Consider the following 25,083-nt stretch of genomic DNA (forward strand, 5'->3'; position numbering starts at 1 on the left):
GAAGAACGCGAATGTTCCGGTATCCGACCGGTGGCTTGCGGTCGCTGACGCACCTGGCCGCGCCGCCTGATGTCCGGCCGAACGGACGACTCCGCCGCCCCGCGGCGTGCCAGCTTCGCGGATGGCTAGCCCGCAGCCGGGTCGACGCCCAAGGAAATCACGGTGGCGGCAAGGGCCTCCGACCGGCGCCTAGAAGAACACGTAGGAGCGGACCACGACGTTCTTGCGGCAGGGTGCGTCGATGGGCGTGGTCGGATCGATGCAGGCGGTGTGGAACGACCAGCGTGAAACCGAGCCGTCCGTGACCGAGTCGTAGCACTTCAGCATCGACACCTCGGTCGGTTTCTGCTGGGGAATCCAGTACCATTCGTGTTCGGACCGGTAGGTGAAGCGGGTGGTCTCACCGACACGGTCGTCGTAAATGCGGTAATTGGTGATGTAGGGCTGGTCCGCGAACGACGGCCAGGCGCAGAGGACGAACGGGAACTGGCCCACCGTCTCCATCGGCTTGGCGAGATTGATCGACATGAACCGCCGCGACATCTTCGCGTCGGCTTCGGCCTCGGTGTAGTGCTGCGTGCGTCCGAAGTTCCGCAGGTTCTTCGTCAGCAGTTCGCGACAGCGGACGCGGCCACTGTTGTCGTTCAGATCGTTGTGCACAAGGTTGGCGTATCTGGCGTTCACGCCCGGGTTCTTGGCGTCCTGGTCCTCCGTGCGGTCGCCCTCGTAGTTCTTGTTAAAGACGTCGTGGTTGTAGACCAGCGCGTCGGTCGCACCGGGAAAGAACTCCAGGAGAAGCTTCTCGATCTCCGGATAGAAGACGCGCTGAACCTCAGCTGAGTCGTAGAAGTCCGCGCACTTGGATTCGAGGTGGGCCAGCGACACACCGAGCTTGTCCATGCACTCGGGGCTGTTCACGGACAGCCCGGGGTAGTACTCGCCGATCCGCCGGGCGTCGCGCATCACCTGCGGGAAATAGAGGTTGCGCCGCTGGAGGTCGTCCTCGGCCTGTCGCAGTATCTTCGTTTCGTCGGAGCGGGCCGGGTCGCGCCAGAGCGAGTTGGAGGGCACGACGGTGTAGGACGGCTCCTCGTAAACGGTGTAGCGCAGCGGCAGCGCCAGGCCGCCCTCGGGGGCTTCGATCCCGTTCGCCCGAATGTAGTCCAGGCATTCCGCGTACTTCCGGAACCCGACCCCCCACTTGGTCTGGATCGGGCCCGGAGGTGCGTTTCCCAGCTCCTCGACAAACGCCCGCGCTTGGCCATCCGCGATCTGCTTGAAGGCCGCGTCCAGCGCAGCACCGGTGCCCGCGTCCCCACCGCGTTCGAATGACATGTAGGACACGCCGCCATTTGCGGCGATCGGCGGTGGCTGGCCTTCCGTGAGTTCGAAGGTTGGCACGTAGGCCGACGACACTGCCTCCGCGTCCGCCGCAACGTGGGTCTCGATGGCTTCGTGCTGGTCCATGACATGCGTTCTCCCGCCGAAGGTCGCCCATCGTGGCACACCGGACCTGCATTTTCTAGCGGTTCGGCAGGCCAGCTGCGCGCCGCTGGATCGACCCGGCGGCCGCGGCGCTCAGCACCGATTCAGGGGGTTAGCTTGGGGGGCTGCGCCCCGCCGCGCATCGAGTCGCGGTTTGGTTCCGGGCCCCTGGTCATACAGGGTCGGTTCCGCCCTCTCGGGTCTGTGCGCATGTGTCAAACTTTCAATGCGGCTGCTCTACGCGGTGACGCTTCGCGTATACATTTCCCCGATCACGTCGACGATGATCGCTCCCCACATGATCGTGGCTTCCCAGTGCTGCAGTTGGTCATCCGGCCTGCCGCCGCAGCGGCCCTATCCGGAGCGGCGCCCGCACCTTATTCTGGATTGCAGTCCTGGGCCCGATTCGTATCTGCCAGGGAAACCGGGCGCCGGAGGGAGCCGATGAACGGAGAGGATCTCTGTTTCGCTCCCGCGAGCGTGCTGGCGTCGGCCGTCGCGGCGCGCGAACTCTCACCAGTGGAAATCGTTGACACGGTGCTGAGCCGCATCGAGCGGCTTGAACCGAGGCTCAATGCATTCGCCACGCTCACGGCCGAACGGGCCTCCGACGCTGCGAGGCAGGCGGAAGCCAAGGTGATGTCGGGCGCTGCGCTCGGCGCCCTCCACGGCGTTCCGGTCACGATCAAGGACCTGACCAATACGGCCGGAATTCCGACCGAACGAGGCTCCTTCACTTCGCAAGGGGTGATCCCCACCGAGAACGCTCCGTGTGTGGAACGCCTCGAGGCGGCCGGCGCGATATCGCTGGGCAAGACGACAACGTCTGAGCACGGGTGGAAGGGGGTCAGCCAGAGTCCGCTGACCGGCATCACGCACAATCCCTGGGCCCACGGAATGAATGCCGGCGCATCCTCGGCGGGCGCCGGGGCTGCTGCGGCCGCCGGCTACGGCCCGCTTCACCAGGGCTCGGACGGCGCCGGTTCCATTCGCATGCCGAGCCACTTCTGCGGCGTCTTCGGCCTGAAGCCGAGCTATGGTCGCGTGCCGCATCTTCCCATCGGCAATGTCGACCAGGCGAGTCACGTGGGGCCGATGACCCGGACGGTCATGGACGCGGCGCTGATGCTCCGCACGATCGCAGGCCCGCATCCGCTTGATCACTACAGTCTCGAGGCACAGCCTGCCGACTACCCGGTCCTCCTTGGCGAGGGCGAGCAGCTGTCGGGCGCCAGGATCGCCTACAGCCCCGACCTCGGCCATGCCCGCGTCGACGCCGAGGTGGCGGAGTTGGTGGTGGCGGCGGTCAAGGTGTTTGCCGGCTTCGGCGCCGAGATCGAGGAGATCGTCCCGGCCTGGGGACCGGACGGCCCAGAGATCGGCCGGTTCTTCTGGGCAGCGCATGAAACCAATTTCGCCGGGTATCTCGAAGAGTACGGTGACCGGATGGATCCCGGACTGGTCGCCTGCATCCGGGACGGCCAGGGCTATCGCGCCGAGGACTACCTGGCCATGCGGGGGCGCAAGCTCGCCTACGTGGAGGCGATCCAGCGCTTCTTCACGGATTACGATTTCCTGCTGACGCCCGCTGTCTCGGTCGCGGCATTTCCGGCAGACCAGCTGTCGCCGTCGGACTGGCCGCAGCACGAATGGAACTGGCTGCAATGGGCGCAGTTCAGCTACCCGTTCAACATGTCGCACAACCCGGCTGCGTCGGTACCCTGCGGATTCACGCCTGCCGGCCTGCCGGTCGGGCTGCAGATCGTGGGACGCCGGCTGGACGATCTCGGCGTCCTGCAGGCCGCGGCCGCCTTTGAGGCGGCGCGGCCCTGGGCCCAGCACCGCCCGCAGCTTTGAGCCGATCCTTCAGGCCGGTCGACCAGTCGGCGTCCGAACCGATTGCGGATCTTGGAAGAGGTCCCGCGCCAGGTCGGCGTCGCCGGCACGTTCAGTGAGGGGACCATCTGGGTCGGCTACCAGGCCGTCACGTCGCGCCAGGGCATCGTGCGTCGATCGCGGGCTTTCATTGCGCAAGCGATCGGCGAACACCGGCCATCGCGGGACGGTAGAGTAGGGGAGAGGGAAACCGCGGCGATCAGCCTGGAGTGGCGGGCCGGACGGCTGTCCAGAACCATGCATCCGGGCGAAGCTGCGAATGCGGGAGGCGACAGGCGATGAACGAAGGCGCGATGAGCAACGTCACCATCGGGGCCGAGACACTCCAGGACCTCTACGTCACCATGCGCCGCATCCGCGCCTTTGAGGACAAGACTGCCGACCTGTTCGAGGAAGGCGTCGTCAAGGGCACGGCGCACAGCTACAAGGGCGAGGAGGCCATCGCCGCCGGGGTCTGCGAAGCGCTCCGCGATGACGACATCATCGCTTCCTACCATCGGGGCCACGGTCATTGCATCGCCAAGGGCGCTCGCATCGACCGCATGATGGCCGAGTTGATGGGTCGCCAGACCGGCTACTGCCAGGGGCTCGGCGGCTCCATGCACATTGCCGACATGGAGCTCAACATCATGGGCGCCAACGGCATTGTGGGGGCCGCCATGCCGCTTGCCACTGGCGCGGGCCTGGCCGCCAAGCTGCAGGGGACCGACCGGGTAGCGGTGGCGTTTTTCGGCGATGGCGCTTCCAACCAGGGCGTCTTCCACGAATCGCTCAATCTGGCGGCCGTGTGGAAGCTGCCGGTGATTTTTGTGTGCGAGAACAACCAGTACGCGCTCTCGACCTCGTACCGGAACACAACCTCGGTTTCCCAGGTCGCGAACCGGGCGGCTTCCTACGAAATTCCCGGCATCACGGTGGACGGCAACGACGGGGTGGAGGTCTACCTGGTGCTGCGCGAAGCGGTGGAGCGCGCCCGGGCCGGGGAGGGCCCAACGCTGATCGAGGCGATGACCTACCGTCACGGCCAACACTCGCTCCGCGTCAACTTGCGGGATCCGCGTCCGGAGGAAGAGCTCGAGTCGTGGCTGGACCGCGACCCCATCGCACGCATGGAAAAGCGGCTCACCGGCGAAGGCGGCTTCACCGACGAGCAGCTCAGCGAAACCGGCCGGGCGGTGGAAGAGGAGCTGGAAACCGCCGTCAGCTACGGCCGTGACAGCCCGGAGCCTCCGGTCCAGGTGATGCTGGATGCGGTCTACGCCCCGCACGCGGCGCATACCGAACCAGGGCCCGACACGGAGCGAACGCTTTCCTACCCCGAAGCGCTCAACGAGGCGCTGAACCAGGAAATGCTGCGGGACGACCGCGTCTTCCTCATGGGCGAGGACGTCGGCGCCACCGGCGGCATCTTCGGTGTCTCCACCGGACTGATGGACCGGTACGGGCCGGAGCGGGTTCGCGACACGCCGATTTCCGAGGCCACGTTCGTCGGTTGCGGCGTCGGCGCTGCCATCGCCGGGATGCGGCCGGTAGTGGAGATCCAGATCTTTGACTTCGTGGCGCTCACCATGGACATGCTGGTCAACCAGGCGGCGAAATTCCGCTTCATGCTGGGCGGCAAGCCGTCCGTGCCCCTGGTGGTGCGCGGTCCCCAGGGTGGCGGGATCCGCCTCGCGGCCCAGCACAGCCAGAGTCTGGAAGCCTGGTTCACCCATGTGCCGGGATTGGTGGTGGCAGCGCCGTCGACCCCGTATGACGCGAAGGGGTTGCTCGTTGCCGCAATCCGCGATGACAACCCGGTGATCTTCCTCGAGCAGAAGCTTCTCTATGTCGGCGCGACGGGTCCGGTGCCGGAGGAACTCTACGCCATCCCCCTCGGCAAGGCGGACATCAAGCGCGAAGGCACGGATGTGACCGTCGTGGCAACGTCTGCGATGGTGCCCCGGGCGTTGAGCGCCGCCACGGTGCTGGAGCGCGATGGCATCAGTGTGGAGGTCGTTGACCCCCGCACGCTGCAGCCGCTGGACGAGGAGACGATCCTCGCGTCCGTGCGCAAGACCAATCGCCTCCTCGTCGTGCACGAAGCCTGCGTGCGCGGCGGCTTTGGCGCAGAGGTTGCCGCCATGGTGGGGACCAAGGCCTTCGATCATCTTGATGCCCCGGTGGCGCGGCTGGGCGCCCCCCATACGCCGATGCCCTACAACGACCGCCTCGAGCTCGAGGTCATCCCTTCTCAGGAACGGATCGTGGAGGCGGTGCGGGCGTTGCTGTAGGTCACCGGGATCGTTGGCTCCCGCAAGCCTTCACTGCTTTCCTGGAATAACCATTAAAGCAAATCCTTGGAGGGAGTATCTTTCCTTCGTCTAGCTGACGGACCACTGCCTCCTAGCGGATGATTGCTGAATCGGGCGCTGGAGACCTGGAGGCAGAGAATTGAAGCCACCACGGATTGACACGGTCGCCCAGATCAGTCAGACCTTTGCAACAGTCTCCTCGCTGGACGGGGGGAGGCGCAACGGTCTGTAACAACGCTCAATTTCCGTGGTTCGTGTGACGGGGGCCGTTGGCGGAAAGCGAATCGGCGACGCGCCGGGTGTGGAACCACTTTCCAAGACGGAGAATTGTCTCGTCATCACCCCGACGGCCGACGAGGTGGATCCCCACGGGCAGCCCGGCCGGCCCCACCGCGCCAGGAATCCCGGCAATCGGGACGTTGAGAAGTGTCCACATCGCCTGGAAAACGGGACTTCCCGTCGCCGAAATGCCCTCGGGCGCTTCGCCCACGACACTCGGACAGAGAAAAGCGTCCCGATCGCCGAAGGCGTGGTTGATTGAAGCCCGGCACTCCTCAGTGTGGGTGCGCAGGGCCTTCTCCTGATCCTTGGGCACAGCGAAACCGGCCTCGATCATTCCGCGAAGCACCGGGCTCATTCGGTCCCGATGGTGCCGGTAGTCCTCGCCCAGGCTCCGGGTGAGCGCGGCCTTGAGGATGGTGGCATGGGTCTCGAGCAAACTATCGAACGAAGACGGCAGGCGAACCTCCTGGACGTCGGCACCGATCGATCTCAGCTGCTCCGCCGCCGCCTCGACGGCATCGATGCTCGCCTGCTCTGCATGGGGCCACATCGGCGTCCGGCAGAGCCCGATTCTCGGTTTGCGGCCGATGCCGTCGTCCAGCGGCCGCGGCGTGTGGTCATGGACGATGGCGAAGAAGGTCGCGAGATCGTCGAAATCCCGTCCGAAATAGCCAAGCGTGTCGAAGTCGGGTTCCAGCTGCAGCATCCCGGAAATGTCCGTGATGCCTCGCGTCGGCTTGAATGCGCAGATGCCGCAGAACGCGGCCGGCCGAATGAGGGAACCGGAGGTCTGGCTGCCGAATGCGACCGGCACCATCGAATCGGCGACCGCGGCTGCGGATCCGCTCGAAGAGCCGCCGGGGGTGTGGGCGAGGTTGAGCGAGTTCCGGGTCTTGCCCGGATGGTAGAGCGCGTACTCGGTGGTGACGGTCTTCCCCATCATGACTGCCCCGGCCGCCTTCATCTTGGCGACGCAGGCCGCGTCCTTGGTTGGCCGGCGTCCGGCGCGAATCGGCGTGCCGCATTCGGTCGGCAGGTCCACGGTGTCGATAATGTCCTTGACGCCAAACGGTATGCCGTGAAACGGACTCTTGGGTTCGGTCGCATCGGCGACGCGGGCGGCGTTCAACGCCAAGTTCTCATCGAGATGTGCCCAGGCGCAGACTTCTCTTTCCCTGGCGTGGATCCGTTCAAGGCAGGATTCGACGAGCTGCACCGAGGTGAGTTCGCCGCTCGCCATCCGGACCGCCGCCTCCGTCGCGGTGATCGTGTACGGATCTGACACGTCTTTTCCCTTCGATGCTTATCTGGAGAGTCTTAGGGAGTATTCAGGGTCCTGCCGCCATGGATCACGGAGGGTGGTGTCGGGTGGAAAGAGCGGCCTGTCGAGCTGGTCCACCGCTTCCTAGTGGTCGCCGAAATGCCGCTTCCAGATGGGTCCCACGACGGGGTGTTCGCGAACCCGGTTCTTGATTTCGGTGAGGCGCGGCACCTCGACCTCGCCGTGATGCCAGACGAGGAGCATGGCCAGATAGATGTCCGCAACGGTCAGCTCCTCGCCGAGCAGGAAGGGTCCCTCGACATGCGCCTCGACCAGGGCGAGCGCCTCGTCCAGGCGCTGGATGGCGGCGCTCCGCAGCGCATCATGGCCGTCGGAGTCATGCGTGAAGCGGAAAGGGTAGCCCCGCCGCAGTACAGCTTCGTAAAGGTTGACGTTCGCGAAGGTTGTCCAGCGCAGGAACGACGCATGTGCCGGCGTGCCTGCTTCGGGGGCGAGGCGTTTGTTCGGGAAGCAAAGCGCAAGGTGAACCAGGATCGCCGACGTCTCCGTCATGGTTGTCCCGTCCGGGAGGATCAGCGTCGGTAGCTGGCACCAGGGATTGGTTTCGCGAAAGCTCGCGGGCAGCGGCGTGCCCGCCTTCGAATCCAGCTCGATCAGCACGAACGGCGCGTCCGCCAGCGTGAGCGCAGCTTCGACCACGAACCCGCCTGAACCCGGGCGGTTGTAGAGGGTGTAGCTCACGGCAACGTCCTTTGCGCCGGCATCGCGTTGGCCGGCGCCATGGTCGCGGCATTAGCGCCGTTGCGGCCCGGCTCGCGCAGGCCGCGGGCGTCCACCCGCCCTCGACTGGGGACAAGCGCCAAGGGTGATAGCCGGCCGCGCCGCGACACGCGTGTGTCCGTCTTCGTCAGGCCGCGTCGCCGGTTTTCCGCTCAGCCCGCCGCCGGTGGAGCACTGGTTCGGTGTAACCGGAGGGCTGCTCCCGGCCCTGGAAGACGAGCTCGCAGGCGGCATTGAATGCGGGCCCGTCAAAGCCCGGCGCCATCGGCGTGTAGGCCGGGTCGTCGGCGTTCTGCCGGTCGACCATCTGGGCCATCTTGCGCATCGTCGCCTGTACCTCGTCCTCGGAGCAGACCCCGTGGCGCAGCCAGTTGGCCATGTGCTGGCTGGAGATCCGGCAGGTGGCACGGTCTTCCATGAGGCCGATGTCGTTGATGTCCGGAACCTTCGAGCAGCCGATGCCCTGGTCCACCCAGCGGACGACGTAGCCAAGGATGCCTTGGGCGTTGTTCTCCAGTTCGGCGCGAATGTCCTCCGGCGTCCAGTTGGGGCGGGGCGCCACCGGGATTGACAGGATGCTGCGCAGATCGGCCCGCGTCCGGCCGGCAATTTCTTCCTGACGCTCCGCGACGCTGACTCGGTGGTAGTGGGTCGCATGCAGGGTGGCGGCGGTGGGCGAGGGCACCCACGCCGTGTCGGCGCCGGCCGTCGGGTGCCCGATCTTCTGCTCCAGCATCTCGGCCATGAGATCCGGCATGGCCCACATGCCCTTGCCGATCTGGGCACGGCCGCGCAGGCCGCAGGTGATGCCGATGTCGACGTTCCAGTCCTCGTAGGTGCGCAGCCAGGACGCGGCCTTCATGTCCGCCTTGCGGATCATTGGACCGGCTTCCATCGACGTATGGATCTCGTCCCCAGTGCGATCCAGGAAGCCGGTATTGATGAACGCCACCCGCCGGTGCGCTGCTCGGATGCACTCCTTGAGATTGACGGTGGTGCGCCGCTCCTCGTCCATGATGCCGATCTTGATCCGGTAGCGCTCGAGGCCCAGCAGGTCCTCGACACGGCCGAACAGGGTATTCGCGAACGCGACTTCCTCCGGCCCGTGCATCTTGGGCTTCACGATGTAGATGGAGCCGGCCCGGCTGTTACCATGAGCTGTATCGCCCTTGAGGTCGTGGAGCGCGATCAGGGACGTGAACACCGCATCGAGGATGCCCTCCGGCGCCTCGCGGCCTTCTCCGTCCAGGACCGCCGGACAGTCCATCAGGTGACCGACATTGCGGACGAGCATCAGCGAGCGGCCCGGCAGCGTGATCTCGCCGCCGTCGGCACCGATGTAGCGGCGCTCGGGGTTGAGGCGGCGCTCGACCGTCTGCCCGCCCTTGTCGAAGCTCGCGGTGAGGTCGCCCTTGATCAGGCCGAGCCAGTTGCGATACGCGAGAACCTTGTCTTCGGCGTCGACGGCGGCGATGGAATCCTCGCAGTCGACGATCGTCGTCACGGCCGATTCGAGCACGACGTCCGAAACGCCCGCCTTGTCCGTCCGGCCGACTGGATGGGTTCGGTCAATCGCGATTTCGATGTGCAGCCCGTTGTGGCGCAGCAGCACGGCCTCGGGAGCCGCCGGGTCACCCCGGTAGCCGGCGAGGACGCCGGGTCCGGCCAGGCGGGTCGCACCGCCTGGCATGTCCGCAGACAGGGTCCCGCCCTCGACCCGATAGGCGAGGACGTCGCCATGCGAGCCGCTGGCCAGTGGCACTGCCTCGTCCAGGAAATTCCGCGTCCACGCGATGACCTTCTCGCCGCGGGCCGGGTTGTACCCGCCGACCCGGGTCGCGCCTTCCTCCTCCGGAATGGCATTGGTTCCGTAGAGGGCGTCGTAAAGGCTGCCCCAGCGCGCGTTGGCGGCATTGAGGGCGTAGCGTGCGTTGGTCACCGGCACGACGAGCTGGGGCCCCGCAATCTGCGCGATCTCCTCGTCGACATGGGACGTCTCGATGCTGAAATCGGGCCCCTCGGGCACGAGATAGCCGATGTCGGCGAGAAAGCCACGGTAGTCGTCGGGATCCACGGGCTGGCCGCGGCGGGCGCGGTGCCACGCGTTGATCTCGGCCTGCAGCGCCCCGCGACGGGCAAGGAGGTCGCGGTTCACGGGCGCGAGGTCGTGGAGGAGAGCGTCGAAGTCTTGCCAGAAGGCGTCACTCGCGAGGTTAAGTCCCGGCAGAACCTCATTCTGGACAAAGGCGTGCAGCTCGACCGCGATCTGGCTTTGTCCGACTCGCACTCTTTCGACCATGGTACCGACGCTCCGAACTGCGGGGTTGCAGGTCTAACAAGACTGGCTTCACACGGCAATCGCGCGAATTGATCGAGAAGTGGGCGCAAGGGGACCGGCACGGTGATTTAGGAGACCGGCGACCTGCGCGTTCGAACGTGCGCCGGTCACCGGATTACGGCGAATGCGGGTCCTGATCCGCAGATCGACAGCAGTGGCGGCTAGAGCTGGCCGGCCGCACCTGCATCCGTGAAGGCATCGAGATACGCGGGGTCATCGAACCGGGCCGGCAGGAAGGCCGGGGCGTAGCGGGGCAGGGGTGTTTCGCAGACATGGGCCGCGAGCAACTCGCCTCCCGCGCAGGCACCCATGATTCCGAAGCCCGAGTAGGCAGCGTTCACGAAAGCGCCGGTGACGGAGAGGGGACCCACCAGGGGTCGATTCTCCGGCGTCTTCGTGTAGTAGCCGCCGTCGAGAGTCATGCGCGGCAGCCGCGAGAAATAGCGCTTCAGCGAAGGCAGCATGCGTGACCAGCCGCGCAACGCGACCTCCGGCAGATGCTCGTCGGTCGGTATCGGGAACACCGGGGGGACGCTGTCGGTGTCGTAGGACCACAGCATCAGCAGCCACTGGTTGCCGGGCGTCCCTTCGGGTCGGCCGTGCACGCCGGCCGGCAGAATCTCGATGAGCCGGCGTGTCCTGGCATCGGCAGCGAGATCGGCCCGCTCTTCGTCCGACCACTCCAATTGAACGGGATCGGCCCATATCAGGAGGGGCGCGTCGCCGGGAACGGCCTGCTCGCTGTCGCGGAACGACACCTTCACATGGCACTCGCAGGCAACCGGAAGCTTGACGTCGAGCTGGCCAGCGACGTCGGCGAGGTGCGGGCCGGGCGACAGCACCAGTGTTGGGGTGGCGATCGTCGTCGCCGCGCCTGGCCCCTCCACCGCCACCGAGCGCACGCGACCGCCGCGCGTGTCGACGTCGGTCACGCGTCCCCGAATCAGATCCACGCCGTGCGCCCGCGCCTGCTCGAGCATCCACATGCCCAGCTGCTGCGCGCTCAGCCAACCGCACCGCCGTGCATGCAGCACCGCGACGACCGAGGAATCGAGGTAGGGAAATTCGGCGCGGATGAGGGCGGGGTCGGTGATCAGGTCAGCCCCGGACGGGACGCCTTCGAAGCCATGGGCCGGCGATCGGAGATAGGAACCGTTCGACACGGGGCGGTCGTGGACGCGAAGCGGTCCGGCGCCCAGCGCCTGCGCTTCGCCTGCGAGAGCATGCAACGTGGTGATGCGCGAGGGCTCGGCCGTGGCAAAGAGATAGCCGCGACGGTTCAGCCGCAGTCTTCCATGGCTCTCTCGCTCGTGCCGCTCGAGCAGGTCAATGCTGCGGTTCATGAACGCGACCATTGCGTCGCCCGGGCCCGGCCACCAGTTGCGATAACACTCGGTCGACTTATCGCTGGTGAGCCCCAGCGGATCGCCGGCGTCGACGATGACCACTCTCTTGGTGCCCTGCCGCACCGCGAGATGGAACGCCGCAGAGACGCCGGCGATCCCCGCGCCGACGATGACGACTTCGGCCGCCCGCCCGTTCATGCCGGGGATCCGGCAACCGCCATGGGCAGCCGGTCACGTCGGAGTCGCATTCGGTAAGATTTGGGCGCCGCGATTGTCCGGGACGGTCGCCGGGGGAGGGTACCAGGCATGCAGTACGCCGAGACCATTCTCGATCTCATCGGCAATACGCCGCTGGTCAAGCTGAATCGCATGGCTGATTCGCGCATGGCGACGGTCCTGGCCAAGCTCGAGCAATACAACCCTGCGGGATCGGTCAAGGACCGAATGGCCTGGAACATGATTCGCCGGGCAGAGGAGGCAGGCCTGCTCGGGCCGGGATCGACGCTGGTGGAAAGCACCTCGGGCAACACCGGGCTCGGACTCGCGATGGCGGCAGCGGTGCGCGGGTACCGCTGCATCTGCACGATGCCGGACAAGATGAGCAAGGAGAAGGTCGACATGCTCAAGGCGTACGGCACCGAGGTCATCATCACCCGCACCGACCTGCCGCACGATCACCCCGAAAGCTACGTGGAAGTCGCCAAGCGCGTCGCATCGGAAACCCCGAGCGGCTTCTACACCGACCAGTACTACAACATGGACAACCCCGAGGCCCACTACCTGACGACCGGCCCTGAAATTTGGGAGCAGACCGATGGCCAGATCGACGCCTTGGTGGGCGGGATCGGCACTGGGGGCACCATCTCGGGTGCGGCGAAGTACCTGCGGGAGAAGGCCGCCGAAGCGGGTCGCTCGCTGTTCGTCTCGTGCCCCGACCCGATCGGCAGCATGTACTACGACGCGTTCAACGAGCGCGAGATTCGCGAGCCGGGGATCTACCGGGTCGAGGGGATCGGCCATGACTTCATGGTCGGGACCCTGGACTTCTCGGTCATCGACGAGGTGATCGAGGTATCGGACAAGGACTCGTTCGTCGCCGCGCGCGAGCTGGCCCGTCGCGAGGGCATCTTCGCGGGCGGTTCCGCCGGTACCGCGGTGCACGGCGCACTCGATGTCGCCCGCCGCCTGGGCCCTGGGAAGATCGTCGTCGTGATCATCCCCGATTCGGGTGACCGCTACCTCAGCAAGTGCTTCGACGACGAGTGGATGCGCGACATGGGCTATCTCGGCCCCGAGCAGCGTCTGGGCACGGTGCGGGAGCTGCTCGAGTTCAAGCCCGGTCAGGTTGAGTTTGCGCGTGGTGACGAGACCATCGCCGACGTCGCCAAGCGCATGGCAGAGCTCGGCATCTCGCAAATGCCGATCCACACGAGCGACGCACGTGATCCCTTGATGATCATCCACGAGGTCGACTTGCTCCAGGGCATGGTACGGGGCGAGTGCACGGCCGACGGCGATGTCCTCCGGGCCGCGAAGCCCATGCACGGGATGGTGGGGCTCGATGACTCGCTGGCCAAGGTGCAGGACGTCTTCGACGAGGAGAACGTGGCCATGGTGGTCGAAGGCAGCGATGTCGTCGGCGTGATCTCGAAGATCGACATGGTGGAGTTCCTCGCCGCACGGAGCTGAGGCTTCAGGTAGCCCGGCCGGCTTGCTGGACGTTTGCGACCGGCCAATCGCGGAGTCACGGCCGGACCTGCTTCACGGCTGCTCGTCCTGAATTGATTCCGCGAGCGAGGCGACGCTTCGAGTGATTCGCGGTGCGCGGATTGGACGGATTCCTGAACAAGATAGTGCGGCCGACGGCTCCCCGAACCGGGGCATGTGTCAAGCGCCCGCCGATCGGAGCGACGCATCGTCCACAGCCGGCGCAACCGGCACCCCCTGCCGCCGGGGCGGTACCCGGGCAGCGATCACCTGAGGGCTGTTGTCTTGGTTTGGCTGCACCTGCCGTTCGGCGAGAGCGTGGCGCGCTCCAACGCAGCCGTACTTCTCGAAGCGCCGAAACTGCCCTAGCGGTCAACGAACCCGACCGACTGGACCGGCGGACGTCGCGGGTACTCGCATCATCAAGATCAGGAGAGACACTATTGAATCATATGAGACATAATTGTATCATTAGAGTGTCATGTCGGGAGTGTCTCCTGTGCAACCAAGAGATTCGCAGACCCTGTCACCGCCAAGGCGACGACCAAGCCGCGCAGCCATTATCGATGCTGCCGTGGGTGTTCTTGCGGGAAACCCGGATGCGTCTTTGACGACGATTGCCGAGGCAGCAGGGGTAGGCCGCGCCACCCTCTATCGGCATTTTCCGGGCCGAAGCGATCTGATCGACGCGATCAGCCGGCAGGCAATCGAGGAAACCGATGCAGCCGTGCGCGCCATCCGCTGGGAAAACACGACCAGCAGCGAGTTCCTCCTCGCCGTCTTCGAAGCGATGGTTCCCCTTGGCGACCGTTACCACTTTCTCATGGTGATGGCGCCTGCTGCCGCCGGCAGCGAGGTGGGAGAGGCCTACGCCCGCCAGCTCCGCGAAGTCGAAGAAATGATGCACTGGATGAGGCGGGACGGCACGCTGGCGCCGGACGTGCCGATCGACTGGGCAGTGCTGATCGTCGACTCCCTGATCTATGCGGCCTGGTCGGCTGTGCGCGACGGCTCCATTGCCCCGCGGCACGCGGCCGCGCTCGCCTGCCGCACATTCCTGTCCGGCCTGTCGAGGGGCGGATGATGGCCTTTTCCGATGTGCGCCGGCGAGCCGCCCAGCTCGGCTTCAAGCCGCTCACCGTCACCGTGCTTGTGGCACTGCTGACCGCGACGCTCTTGGAATGGTATTGGCCGTGGGGATTGCTCTTTCTCTACTGGGTGGTCGTCGGTCTCCGGCAGCGGGAGGCATTCCTGATCGAGCGCATTGCGAAGGGACGCAACCCCATCCTTTATTGGTGCATCAACGGGATGTGGGCCTGGTTTGGCCTCTGGACTCTGTACGCAGATCTGGCTTGGCGGCTGGCCTAGGCGCAGGTCGAGCGAAGGAGCAGCGTTCCCGCAAACAATGGACACCAAGCACGCAATGAAGAACGCAGCGGGCGGGCGAGGCCGGACCGGCCACACGATGCCGGACCAGCCCGCGCAGCAGCTGCCGCGCGACGCCTACGTGAGTCGGGCGTGGTTTGAGCGTGAGCGTCGCGACTTGTTTGGGCGCTGCTGGACCTACGCGGGAGTGGCACAGGATCTTGCGATGTCCGGCGACTACGTGACGGTGTCGGTCGGCGACTATCCCCTGATGGTCCTCCGTGATGAGAGCGGAACGCTCCGCGCCTTTCACAACCTGTGTCGACATCGGGGGACGGAACTCGTCGAGGGCTCCGGACGGCTGGACCGGGCGCGCATTTCGTGCCCGTATCACCGCTGGACCTACGACCTAGACGGGTCGTTGCGTGCAGTGCCGATGCATGCGCGATGTTTCGCCGACCTGGACACCGATGCGTACTCCCTGCTCCCGGCGGCAATCGGCGAGCTGGGGGGGCTGATCTTCGTAAACCCAGATCCCCAAGCGGATTTCGTGGCCTGGCACGCCGACCTGGAATCAGTTCTCTGGCCGCACCGGTTCGAGCGAATGAGCGCCGGGCTCGAGTTGACCTACGAGATCCACTGCAACTGGAAGGTATTCTTGGAAAACGCCATCGACGGGTACCACCTGGCGTACCTGCACAGCGAGACGCTCGGAGGCCCGCGTGCCGACCGCAATGTCTGGGATGTGCACGGCCGCCATTTGGTCTGGTACTCGACGGAGACCGGTCGAAAGACCTGCCTGCCCGAAGGGATCGCTCGGGCCGGGATCGATACCGGTCAACTTCCCATAGAGGGCGCTGAAACAGGCGAATACGGCGGTGTGTTCGTACTGTTTCCGAACACCATCGTGACGGCCACGCCAACTGAGCTGGTCGTGTCGAGACTGGATGCCGTGACGGCCGACCTCACCCGCTTGCACACGCGCGCGTGGGGACGGAAGGGCGGGGAGTGGAGAAGGTGGCTCGGCGGAGAGAACGTCGAGGACATGCCCGGTTACGACCCTGCCAGCGGTCTGCTTCGACTCTCGTGCCTCAAGCAGCATCCGCTCGAGATCGGGGACTTCCACTGGGAAGACGTGTGGATTTGCGAAAAGCTGCAGCGCTCGTTGCGCTCGCCGGCGTACCGGTGTGGGCGCCTCGCCGCCGGAGCCGGCGCCGAGGCACCGCTGGAGTTCTTTCAGCGCAACGTGCTGGACTACCTCACACCGGTTCCAGGCTCGACCCAGGACAGCTTCGCTGCCCAGCCCGCCGAAGCGGTGCTCGGCAGCGGGTAGCGCCGCACCGGAAGCTGCCTCGAGTCCGCTGTCTTCGCTGTTCGGAGTGGTCGCGCGCAGGCGGCCTGACTGCCCCGCTGAGGGCGCATACGGCGGTTGCAGTGCTCCGACCTTGTAGCCTGACGCGGTGCCTTGGCACCGCCCGATGCGAATGGTTCAAGCCCTGGCGACGTCGACCAGGGTCGTGTGCGCGGTGCAGCCCTGGCCGATGCGCGACGTGCCGATATCACGCGTGAGCACGTTCGGGTTGCCCTGACGGTCGGTGTCTTCGTCGTCGGGGTCAAACCAGGCGCCTGTGGATATGGCGACCACGCGTTCCCGAATGTCGTCCGAAAGCCTGGCTCTGGCGCGACATCGGCCTCGGTCATTGAAGACGATCACCATGTCCCCATCGCTGATCGTACGAGCCCGGGCGTCCTCGGGATTCATGATGACCGGCATCGGGCGAGCGCCCTCGAGGTCGGCGAGGGCGCTCTCCATCTGGCTGTGCAGCTTGTCACCCGGTTGCGGTGACACGAGATGGAGCGGGTGGGTCGCGGCGGACGGTGCGCCCAGCCATTCGTCGGGAGCATTCCAAACTGGGTGGCCTGGGCACTCGTCATATCCGAAATCCGCAATCGTTTCGGAGAAGATTTCGATTCGGCCGGAAGGCGTGTCAAGCGGATGTGTCGCCGGGTCGTCGCGGAAGTCGGCCAGGGGAACCGGCGCAAATTCGGCGCCTTCGATGGGAAGCTCAACCCAGTTCCGCTGGCGTAGCTCGTCAAGGCCCGGCGTTTCGACTCCGTGGCGGGCCGCGTCCTGACGGAATCGGTCGTAGAGGTGGCGCTGCCAGTCGGTGGCGGTCCGGCCCTCCGAAAACGCCTCGCCATGGCCCAGGCGATGCGCCAGCTCCACGAAGATCTCATAGTCGTCACGGGCTTCGCCTACCGGTTCAATCAGCCGGTCCATGTGAAACAGGTAGGCATCGTTTGGCGAGCGCCCGATGTCTTCGCGCTCGAACGGAGTCGTGGCCGGAAAGACGATGTCAGCCCGCTTAGCCGTGGCCGTCCACCAGGGTTCATGGACGATGATCGTGTCGGGCCGCTCCCAGGCCTGGTTCAACCGGTGGAGGTCCTGGTGGTGATGGAACGGGTTGCCGCCGCACCAGTAGACCAGCCGGATATCCGGGTAGGTCCTGCTCTGTCCGTTGAAGTCATATGGACCACCCGGATTGAGCAGCATGTCGGCGATCCGAGCCACGGGAATCGCATCGTCGACGGGATTATCTCCCTGCGGCAGCCTGAGACCGGACAGGCGCTTGAGCGGAACCCCGACACCGCCGATGGCGCCGTAGCCGTAGCCGATGCCGCCGCCGGGCAGGCCGATCTGTCCCAACATCGCCGCCAGCACCGCCGCCATCCAGTAGGGCTGCTCTCCGTGCTGTCCCCGCTGCAGCGCCCATGCGACGGTGATCAACGTACGGGTTCTCGCCATCCTGCGAGCGAGGCCGTGGATGGTCTCGGCTTCGATTCCACAGATCTCGGCTGCCCATTCCGGGGACTTGGGCTGGCCGTCCACGTCGCCGAGAAGGTACGGGCGGAACCGGTCGTAGCCGACCGCGCACCGGCTGAGGAATGCCCGGTCGAAGAGCCCCTCGGTTTCCAGAACGTGGGCGATTCCCATCATCAGCGCGGTATCGGTGCCGGGAATGACGGGCAGCCACTCTGAACCCGCGATCGTGTCCGTGCGTTGCGGGGCGACGTTGACGAGGTGAATGCCCTTCGCCCGATAGCGTTCCAGCCACCCGAGCGCCTGATGCCGCGTGACCCCGCCCATGCTGACCTGCGAGTTCTTCGGGTTGATCCCGCCAAACATCACGAGGGTCTCGGTATGCGCTTCGATCATGGGCCACGAATTCTGATAGCCCCACAGCAACTTGAGGAACGGCATGCCGAACACGTGCGGAATGATCGCCTGCGCGCCGGCCGTGCTGTAGCTCGCGACCGACGCGACGTAGCCGCCGATCGAGCTCAGGAAGCGGTGGACCTGGCTCAGGGCATGGTGGAAACGGCCGGCACTTGCCCAGCCGTAGGAGCCGCCGAAGATCGCGCCGTTGCCGTGTTCGTCCCGGACCCGCCGAAGTTCCGCGGCGGCAATATCCAGCGCCTCGTCCCATGGAAGCTCGACGAACGCGTCTTTCCCCCGGCGCCCACGGGCGCGGTCCGGGCCGCCGTCCAGCCATCCCTTGCGGACCGACGGGCGAGCGACCCGCGTGCGGTGGTGGATGGCGGCGGGAACAATGTCGGAGATGGGCGGCGGATTCGGGTCTTCCGAAAAGGGGCCAGCGGCAATCACGCGGTTGTTCTTGGTTGTTACCTCGATCGCACCCCAGTGACTGGTGGTGACCCTGGTCCTCCGGCCGGGCCCCCGATCTGGTTCGGCGTGTCGCGACATGTCCTGCTCCGCCAAGTTCGCCCAGCCTGAGTCTGGCTCCCGTCGAACCCATGTGACGCTCGTTGCCGTGATGCGTGTCGTCGCACTCAGGCAAACGCCGGACCGCTGATGGTCAGCTTCCGGTGCATCCGTACCGGAACAACCTTCCGACGGGCCATCCGTCGGTCCGCGCCGCTCGCACGGGTCGACGCGGATGTTAGTGCAAGGGGAGTTGGGCGCCCAAGCCGGCCCGCCGAGCAGCAATTTCACCGCCCTTCGGTCGCCCGTTGTCGGTGGGGTCGGGTCCGCGTTGCACTTCCAGATGGACGAGGATTGCAGGGCCTCCGTTTCGGCGGAAACCGCGGCCGGGGAGGTGTGCCGGGCTTACGGCGATCCTTGCGGGCCGTGCGGGCGACCGAAGGGATTCGAACACGGACTCGGCAATGCGGAGAACGACTATTCGCCGTCCTCGGGATGTACAAACGTGTAGATGCGGGTGATGTCCGCGTTCGGCTCGTCGGCGTCGAGGCTCTGCCAGATTTCCGACACCGCGGGACTGATCGGGCAGGATGCGCCGATTGCGCCGGCCGCGTTGCGGTAGAGCCGGAGATCCTTGACGAACTGAGCACTTGAGAAGCCTGCGTCATAGGTCCCTGTCACGACCCGATTGGGGAACTTGTCGGCGGTCGCAGTGTTGCGGCCGCTCGACACGTTCACGACGTCAAGGATCATCCTCATGTCCAAACCCTGCTTCACGCCGAACGCAACAGCCTCGGCGGTTGCCGCCATCGCGGTGCCCGAAAGAAAGTTGTTGAGCACCTTCATGGCCTGGCCCTGGCCGGGCCTGCTGCCCACGCGAAACACGTTGCCGGCCATGGCTTCGAAGGTCGGCTGCAGCTGCGCCAACGTATCTTCTGAGCCCGAGTACATGATCGCCAGGGTGGCGTTCACCGCGCCACTCACACCGCCTGAGACGGGCGCATCCACGTACTCGATGCCGGCGCCAGCAAGGAAACTGTGCACGCGTTGGGCGGCCTCGGTACCAATGGTCGAGTGATCCACGACAAGCCGGGTTTGGCGGTCGGTCGCGCCGCGTATGTCGCGGGCGATCGCTTCCGAGGCGCGTCCGTCAGGCACACAGAGGTGAATCACGTCGACCACGCCTGCGAGCGCTTCAGTGGAATCGGCAATTTGCGCGCCCTGCGGCGCCCGCGCTGCCGTGCCGGCAGCGTCGTACACGATGGTGTCCTGCCCCGATTGGACGAGGTTTCCCGCTATCGGCCTCCCCATGTTGCCGAGGCCGATGAATCCGATCGCCTTTTGCGGCATGGTTGCTGATCGCCCCCGCCTGTGTTGTGTCCCTCGATAGTAGCGATGGGAGCAGGAGGCTTGGGTAACGGTCGCCGGAACTAATCTGGAAAAGATATCACATAAATCATATAAAAATCTGTAATCACATGATAAATGGTTCGTGCTCCCAAGCTTGGACAAGCCGGAAATGGAGGATCAGTCACCAAACTGAATGCGGGTGTCTTCGAATTGAGGTCTCTGGCTGGCGGCAGGGACGGGAGACCACCATCTTGAGCTGGAGGGTCGTCTTCGTTCGGTTGGAGCGTGAAGCCACGGCGGGGCCAGCGGCAATACCGCGTCTTGCCTGACCGTGGACGGCAGTGCCCGGTCGTCCGCTCACCGCTATCACCCGCTGGCGCATCTAGACGAACAAGGCGGCCACGTAACCGGCCGCGCAGGCGCCGGACATCGCAATTCCCACATAAAGCACGAAGACGCGGATGCGGACGATCGAGGCGACCGCCACCGCGACGTAGAGGCTCACCGCGGCGCCGGAGACCATCAGCGCTAGGGCGGCGCCGAAGCTCATCCCCTTCTCCATTAGCCCGCGCACGAGGGGCAGTGCCGCGTAGCCGTCCAAGTACATCGGCGCGCCGATGATCGCGGCCATTGGAATGGAGGCGCCCGCGTCGTCGCTGAAGAGCGAGGCCACCCACGCAGCGGGTACGAAACGTTGCAAGAACGCCTCAAGGACGAGCGCCAGGACCAGCCAGCGCAGAACCAGCCGGACGCTGCCCCAGACCTCTGGCCAGAAGCGGGCGTGTCGGACTTCGCGGCCGTACTGCTCGAGCAGGCCGGGGCGCATCAGGTGGCGCCCAGGTAGTCGGGCAGGGCCCAGGTGACCGCGCCCGCGAACAAGCCAATCCCGAACGCGGCGACCGTCTTCGCGACGGCAAACGGGGTCCCGATGATGCCGGCGGTGACGACCAGCATGCTCGGGTCGGTGATGGGAGATGCGACCCAGAACGCCATGATCGGCGGGAGCGGCAAGCCGCGGCGCAGGAGGGTCGCAATGAGGGGAAGCACGCCGAGACCGCAGACCGGGGTGACGGCCCCGACGAAGCTCGCGATCACGACCGCACGGGTTGGGCCGCCCGAGAGCCAGGCGAGCGCTCGGTCGGACCAGTTGCCGATAGTCAGGGCGCCGGCGAGAACGGCAGCGACCGCGATCACCGGCAATAGCGCGAGCAGATTCCAGCCCAGCGCGATCAGCATCCTGGTATCGGCTTCGGGCAGCAGCGAGCCCGCCACCAGCAGGGCCGCAGTCACCAGCCACGTCAACGCTTCCGCGCTCAGGCGCTGGAATTGAAACGAGCGGACCGCGGTGAGTTTCATGGCGCACCGGTTACAGGAAGATCGCCGGGTCGGCGGTGGTGGGCGCAAGCATGGCATTCTTTCCGCCGACCCAGGTCTTCAAAGGGAAAACGATGCCGGCCCAGCCGGGCGCGGCGGCAGCGATGAGAGCGGTGGAGGGGGCGATGAGATATCAGGCGGGTGCCTGACCGCGAGCGCCGGTGCGCAGGCCGTTAAAACCTCACAGAACGGATTCGGTCATGACGTCGGGTCTCCGAGAGCTGCCCGTGCCGTTGGCGCCCTATGGACCGCCATCGGCGCGGCTCGAAACGATCTGGGCGCCAATGGTTCATGTCCGGCACTGGCTCACGGACAGGAACCGAACAGTACTGAACTGCGGACAATGCTGGTTCGGCGGTTGACCTCGTTCTTCTTTGCTACCGCTTGACCGCAGGCTCCACTTGCACGGCTGTGATGCGTGAGTCGATAATCGCGCAACATGTATGGCATCGTTCACAGAGCGTGACATCGTGGCGCAGCAGGGCGAGCGTCGAACCCTCGTTCTCACGGGTGCCAGCCGTGGCATTGGGCACGCCACCGTAAAGCGGTTCTCGAGCGCAGGCTGGCGGGTCATCACGTGTTCCCGACAGCCCTTCTCGGAGGACTGCCCGTGGGAGGCCGGACCGGAAGACCACGTGGTGGTCGATCTCCGCGATCCGGCAAGCGTCAACGCAGGCGCCGAGGAGATGCGCAGGCGCCTCGACGGGGAGCCGCTGCACGCACTCGTCAATAACGCCGGCATCTCTCCCAAGGCTGAGGACGGTAGACGCCTCGGCGCCATAGACACGCAGCTTTCCGTGTGGCGCCAGGTCTTCGAAGTGAATTTCTTCGCCCCCCTCATGCTCGCGCGGGCACTCGCGGACGAATTGCGCTTCGGCAGGGGTTGCATTCTGAACGTGACGTCGATCGCCGGCGGGCGCGTGCACCCCTTTGCGGGCACCGCCTACGCCACTTCCAAGGCGGCACTCGCATGCCTAACGCGGGAGATGGCCGCGGACTTTGGGCCCCTTGGGATCCGCGTCAACGCCATCGCACCTGGGGAGATCGACACTGCGATCCTGTCCCCGGGTACGGAGCAGCTTGCAAACGATATTCCGATGCGCCGGCTTGGGTCCGCCGAGGAAGTTGCGGCTGCCATTTACTACCTCTGCTCGCCCCAGGCGAGTTACGTCAGCGGTACGGAAATCCACGTCAACGGCGGTCAGCACGTTTAGGCTGTTCGGCCGATCAGTACGAATTCGCGAACGCGGGTGTTGCGCCCGCAATGCGTGACCGGTGAAATCTCGGTGCCCGGCGCCAATCTTGGCGAGCGTGGAGAGATCCCACCTCTTGATCAATTGATCTGGGCGCAAGTTCAAGACCTGCCCATGCCACGACATGTATGTCGAGACCGTGCAGGTGTCGCGGCTTGGGGGCGGGCTTGATGCCGCCCTGTCTCATCAATCATGACGGCCACTGCTTGGGGGGTCAGCCCACAACATGGCGCCGAGCGTGAGGCTCCCGAAGAGTGCGAGGGCGCCTACCTGCGTGTAGAGGGTTCCATCGAAGGCCTGACCGATCAGGCTCCCGAGCGGTACGGAGATCAGGGTGGAGAGTGACGTCACCACCGCCGCACCCACGCCAGCAATATGCCCGAGCGGTTCCATCGCAAGGGCGTTGAGGTTCCCGAAGACGAGACCGATAAAGAGGAACACGATGAACAGGTACGCCATGAAGAGCCAGAGGGGCGGTAGCCCGTCGAACTGGAACAGGCCGATCCAGGCGACCATGGAAGTCAGCGCGACGGTGGCCGCGCCGGTCTTTGAGAGGCGTCGCATGCCATACCGGAGGACCAGGCGGCCATTGACCATCCCGCCGAGGCCGACGCCGAGCGCCAGGACACCGAAATACACCGCGAACATCGCACCGGTCCGGTACGCCTCCTGAAAGATCTGCTGGGCGGAACTGAGGTAGGCGACGAACGGCGCAAACACGAGCCCCGATGCGAGGGTGTACCCGAGCGAGGTCCGAATTCTCATGATCTCGCCGACCGCCTGGCCGATGGCGCGGACGGAAAAGGGCCGTCGGCGTTCGACGGGCAGAGTTTCCGGCTGACGCAACGTGATCCATGCGAAGGCCACCGCGGCGACCGCGAAGAACGTCGTGAAGATCGTGCGCCAGCTTCCCAGCCAGAGGATGCCCTGCCCGAGCAGCGGGGCGAGTGCCGGGACCAGGATAAAAACCGCCATCACGAAGGACATGAGCCGGGCCATCTGCCGGCCGCTGAACTGATCGCGGACCAGGGCCATGGTCACGATCCGGGGCCCCGCCGCCCCCACACCCTGGAGGACACGCCCTGCGATCATCGCTTCGAAGGAGGACGCGAAGATGCTCACGAGGCAGCCCGTCATGAAGAGGGTGAGACCGGCATAGATCGCCGGTTTTCGCCCGATGCGATCCGAGAGGGGGCCGAACAGCACCTGTCCCAGCCCGAGGCCGAAGAACAGGGACGTGATCACGAACTGGACATCGTTCGGACGCTGCACGCCGAGGTCGCGGCCGATCATCGGCAGAGCCGGCAGCATGGCGTCGATCGCGAGCGCGACCAGCGACATCAGGAGCGCGGCGAGCGGGACGAACTCGCCCGTGCGAAGGGCGCCAGCGCGCGTTGATCGACTCATCCTGCCTGCCCTTGCCCGGTGGGGACGATCAATCCTTTAGGACCATCGGTTGCCGAAGCTGGCGGTTGCCGGGTCACCGCCGATCGGCGCCCGCCCCGTACTGAGACTATGGCAGCGGGTGGACGGCTTCGGTCGGCCCCGCCTGCCGGTTCAGCCTTTTGCTGTTCGTCAGGTCCGGTGCGTTTCCCAATCGGTGCCGTGGTAGAGGATCTTCCGTCGTTCTTCTTCCGACCACCGGTGGAATTCAACGGCAAGGGGATCGAAGTCGAATTCGGGCTCCGGCTCCAGTTCGAAATGACCGTGCGTGTCAACGCCCCGCACGAGGGCGGCGCTGTCGTGGTCGGACCGCATCTGTCGGGCGTCCGGCGGAATGAAGCGGATCGCCAGGCCGATGCGGCGGTCGGCGGAGCGGTTGGGGTGCGATGCGTGAGCAATGCGGAAGGCGAAGATCGAGCCTTCCCCCGGGGCAAGCTCGACATTCACGGCCTTGGTTTCATCAATGCCTTCCGTGATTTCCTGGCCACGCGTGAGCATGTTGTCGTCGTGGTACGTCTCGCGGTGGGGGAGGTCCGGCCCCAGGTGCGAGCCCAGCAGGTAGCGCATGCAGCCGCTGGCCACGTTGGAGGGCGAGAGCGCCACCCAGAGGGTAATCAGCTTGCTGCTGTCGAGACCCCAGTACTGGCTGTCCTGATGCCAGGAGACGTAGCTCGGGGAGTTCGCTTCCTTGACCCACCAATCCGTGGACCAGACCATGATGTTGGGACCCAGGATGTCTTCCACCGGATCCAGCACGCTCTTTTTCCGGATGAAGTCGGAGAGCCACTTGAACAGGAGGTGGCTCTTGTAACGCACTGACCCCTTGAACGGCCCGCCATGATCGGTCTCGCCCGCTTCAAGCTGCGCCCGCAGCCGCCGTGCCTCCTCGCCGGAGGCAACCTGCACCGGCGCATAGAGCCCGTCTCGACGGAACTGCGCGAGCGCTGCAGTGTCCAGAACCTTGCCCATCGCCATGTCCCGCTACCGTTGTCTGCTGCCCATCATCCGCACTCTTGGCGCCGCAATCAACAAGGCTGGCTGCACCGCGGCGTCCACTGCCACGTCTCATCGTTCGATGCGGGCGGGCGGATGCCGGGCCGCGTTGCCGCAGGTTCCGGCCGCCGATGCCCAGGCACGGGCCCCGCCGGCCGGAACCTGTAGCGT

The 25,083-nt window shown here is 65.7% G+C and carries 18 protein-coding genes and 1 pseudogene; 8 read left to right on the top strand and 11 right to left on the bottom strand.

Annotation, left to right across the window (positions count from 1 at the left end):
* Positions 1 to 189 precede the first annotated feature (189 nt).
* Positions 190 to 1,467 (bottom strand): CmcJ/NvfI family oxidoreductase, encoded by a 1,278-nt coding sequence (locus OXH60_03100; protein MDE0711102.1) that lies wholly within the window; start codon positions 1,465 to 1,467, stop codon positions 190 to 192.
* 462 nt (positions 1,468 to 1,929) lie between these two features.
* Between OXH60_03100 and OXH60_03105 the strand changes: the two genes are divergently transcribed.
* From OXH60_03105 to OXH60_03115, 3 genes and pseudogenes are all read left to right on the top strand, one after another.
* Positions 1,930 to 3,342 carry an amidase family protein gene (locus OXH60_03105; protein MDE0711103.1) on the top strand — a complete coding sequence of 471 codons (1,413 nt, stop codon included), beginning with the start codon at positions 1,930 to 1,932 and terminating at the stop codon, positions 3,340 to 3,342.
* 383 nt (positions 3,343 to 3,725) lie between these two features.
* A pseudogene (locus OXH60_03110) lies at positions 3,726 to 4,604 on the top strand (thiamine pyrophosphate-dependent dehydrogenase E1 component subunit alpha).
* Between the two features lie 18 nt (positions 4,605 to 4,622).
* Positions 4,623 to 5,654, top strand: coding sequence for an alpha-ketoacid dehydrogenase subunit beta (locus tag OXH60_03115; GenBank protein ID MDE0711104.1), 1,032 nt, complete (start codon positions 4,623 to 4,625; stop codon positions 5,652 to 5,654).
* A 259-nt stretch (positions 5,655 to 5,913) separates the two neighbouring features.
* Here OXH60_03115 and OXH60_03120 read toward each other — a convergent pair whose 3' ends face one another.
* From OXH60_03120 to OXH60_03135, 4 genes are all read right to left on the bottom strand, one after another.
* Positions 5,914 to 7,242, bottom strand: a complete 1,329-nt coding sequence (locus tag OXH60_03120; protein ID MDE0711105.1) for an amidase — start codon at positions 7,240 to 7,242, stop codon at positions 5,914 to 5,916.
* A gap of 120 nt (positions 7,243 to 7,362) precedes the next feature.
* On the bottom strand, positions 7,363 to 7,980 hold the full coding sequence (locus tag OXH60_03125; GenBank protein ID MDE0711106.1) for a glutathione S-transferase family protein: 618 nt from the start codon (positions 7,978 to 7,980) through the stop codon (positions 7,363 to 7,365).
* Between the two features lie 166 nt (positions 7,981 to 8,146).
* Positions 8,147 to 10,318, bottom strand: a complete 2,172-nt coding sequence (locus OXH60_03130; protein ID MDE0711107.1) for a malate synthase G — start codon at positions 10,316 to 10,318, stop codon at positions 8,147 to 8,149.
* Positions 10,319 to 10,518: 200 nt separating this feature from the next.
* Positions 10,519 to 11,901 carry an FAD-dependent oxidoreductase gene (locus tag OXH60_03135; GenBank protein ID MDE0711108.1) on the bottom strand — a complete coding sequence of 461 codons (1,383 nt, stop codon included), beginning with the start codon at positions 11,899 to 11,901 and terminating at the stop codon, positions 10,519 to 10,521.
* A 108-nt stretch (positions 11,902 to 12,009) separates the two neighbouring features.
* Between OXH60_03135 and OXH60_03140 the strand changes: the two genes are divergently transcribed.
* The 4 genes from OXH60_03140 to OXH60_03155 all read left to right on the top strand — a co-directional run bounded on the left by OXH60_03140 (position 12,010) and on the right by OXH60_03155 (position 16,108).
* Positions 12,010 to 13,392 (top strand): pyridoxal-phosphate dependent enzyme, encoded by a 1,383-nt coding sequence (locus OXH60_03140; protein MDE0711109.1) that lies wholly within the window; start codon positions 12,010 to 12,012, stop codon positions 13,390 to 13,392.
* A 499-nt stretch (positions 13,393 to 13,891) separates the two neighbouring features.
* Complete coding sequence (locus OXH60_03145; GenBank protein MDE0711110.1) at positions 13,892 to 14,494, top strand: TetR/AcrR family transcriptional regulator; 603 nt, start codon at positions 13,892 to 13,894, stop codon at positions 14,492 to 14,494.
* Positions 14,491 to 14,778: a hypothetical protein gene (locus OXH60_03150; protein ID MDE0711111.1), complete on the top strand. Its 288-nt coding sequence runs from the start codon at positions 14,491 to 14,493 to the stop codon at positions 14,776 to 14,778. The genes OXH60_03145 and OXH60_03150 overlap by 4 nt, the downstream gene beginning before the upstream one ends.
* A 55-nt stretch (positions 14,779 to 14,833) precedes the next feature.
* Positions 14,834 to 16,108 (top strand): aromatic ring-hydroxylating dioxygenase subunit alpha, encoded by a 1,275-nt coding sequence (locus OXH60_03155; protein MDE0711112.1) that lies wholly within the window; start codon positions 14,834 to 14,836, stop codon positions 16,106 to 16,108.
* A 156-nt stretch (positions 16,109 to 16,264) separates the two neighbouring features.
* Here the strand turns inward: OXH60_03155 and OXH60_03160 are convergent, their stop codons facing one another.
* The 4 genes from OXH60_03160 to OXH60_03175 all read right to left on the bottom strand — a co-directional run bounded on the left by OXH60_03160 (position 16,265) and on the right by OXH60_03175 (position 21,205).
* Positions 16,265 to 18,541 (bottom strand): molybdopterin-dependent oxidoreductase, encoded by a 2,277-nt coding sequence (locus OXH60_03160; GenBank protein ID MDE0711113.1) that lies wholly within the window; start codon positions 18,539 to 18,541, stop codon positions 16,265 to 16,267.
* A 435-nt stretch (positions 18,542 to 18,976) separates the two neighbouring features.
* Positions 18,977 to 19,849: an NAD(P)-dependent oxidoreductase gene (locus tag OXH60_03165; protein ID MDE0711114.1), complete on the bottom strand. Its 873-nt coding sequence runs from the start codon at positions 19,847 to 19,849 to the stop codon at positions 18,977 to 18,979.
* A gap of 382 nt (positions 19,850 to 20,231) precedes the next feature.
* Positions 20,232 to 20,675 carry a permease gene (locus tag OXH60_03170; GenBank protein ID MDE0711115.1) on the bottom strand — a complete coding sequence of 148 codons (444 nt, stop codon included), beginning with the start codon at positions 20,673 to 20,675 and terminating at the stop codon, positions 20,232 to 20,234.
* The gene (locus OXH60_03175) at positions 20,675 to 21,205 is read right to left on the bottom strand and encodes a permease (protein MDE0711116.1); all 531 of its coding nucleotides are present in this window, start codon (positions 21,203 to 21,205) and stop codon (positions 20,675 to 20,677) included. The genes OXH60_03170 and OXH60_03175 overlap by 1 nt, the downstream gene beginning before the upstream one ends.
* Before the next feature lie 461 nt (positions 21,206 to 21,666).
* Here OXH60_03175 and OXH60_03180 point away from each other — a divergent pair, with 461 nt between their 5' ends.
* The gene (locus OXH60_03180) at positions 21,667 to 22,437 is read left to right on the top strand and encodes an SDR family NAD(P)-dependent oxidoreductase (protein ID MDE0711117.1); all 771 of its coding nucleotides are present in this window, start codon (positions 21,667 to 21,669) and stop codon (positions 22,435 to 22,437) included.
* A gap of 225 nt (positions 22,438 to 22,662) precedes the next feature.
* Here OXH60_03180 and OXH60_03185 read toward each other — a convergent pair whose 3' ends face one another.
* Together OXH60_03185 and OXH60_03190 are read right to left on the bottom strand one after the other, a co-directional pair.
* The gene (locus OXH60_03185) at positions 22,663 to 23,883 is read right to left on the bottom strand and encodes a multidrug effflux MFS transporter (GenBank protein ID MDE0711118.1); all 1,221 of its coding nucleotides are present in this window, start codon (positions 23,881 to 23,883) and stop codon (positions 22,663 to 22,665) included.
* A gap of 168 nt (positions 23,884 to 24,051) precedes the next feature.
* Positions 24,052 to 24,888, bottom strand: coding sequence for a phytanoyl-CoA dioxygenase family protein (locus OXH60_03190; GenBank protein MDE0711119.1), 837 nt, complete (start codon positions 24,886 to 24,888; stop codon positions 24,052 to 24,054).
* Positions 24,889 to 25,083 lie beyond the last annotated feature (195 nt).

It is taken from the genome of Rhodospirillales bacterium (assembly GCA_028824295.1).
Classification (GTDB): domain Bacteria; phylum Pseudomonadota; class Alphaproteobacteria; order TMED109; family TMED109; genus VXPW01.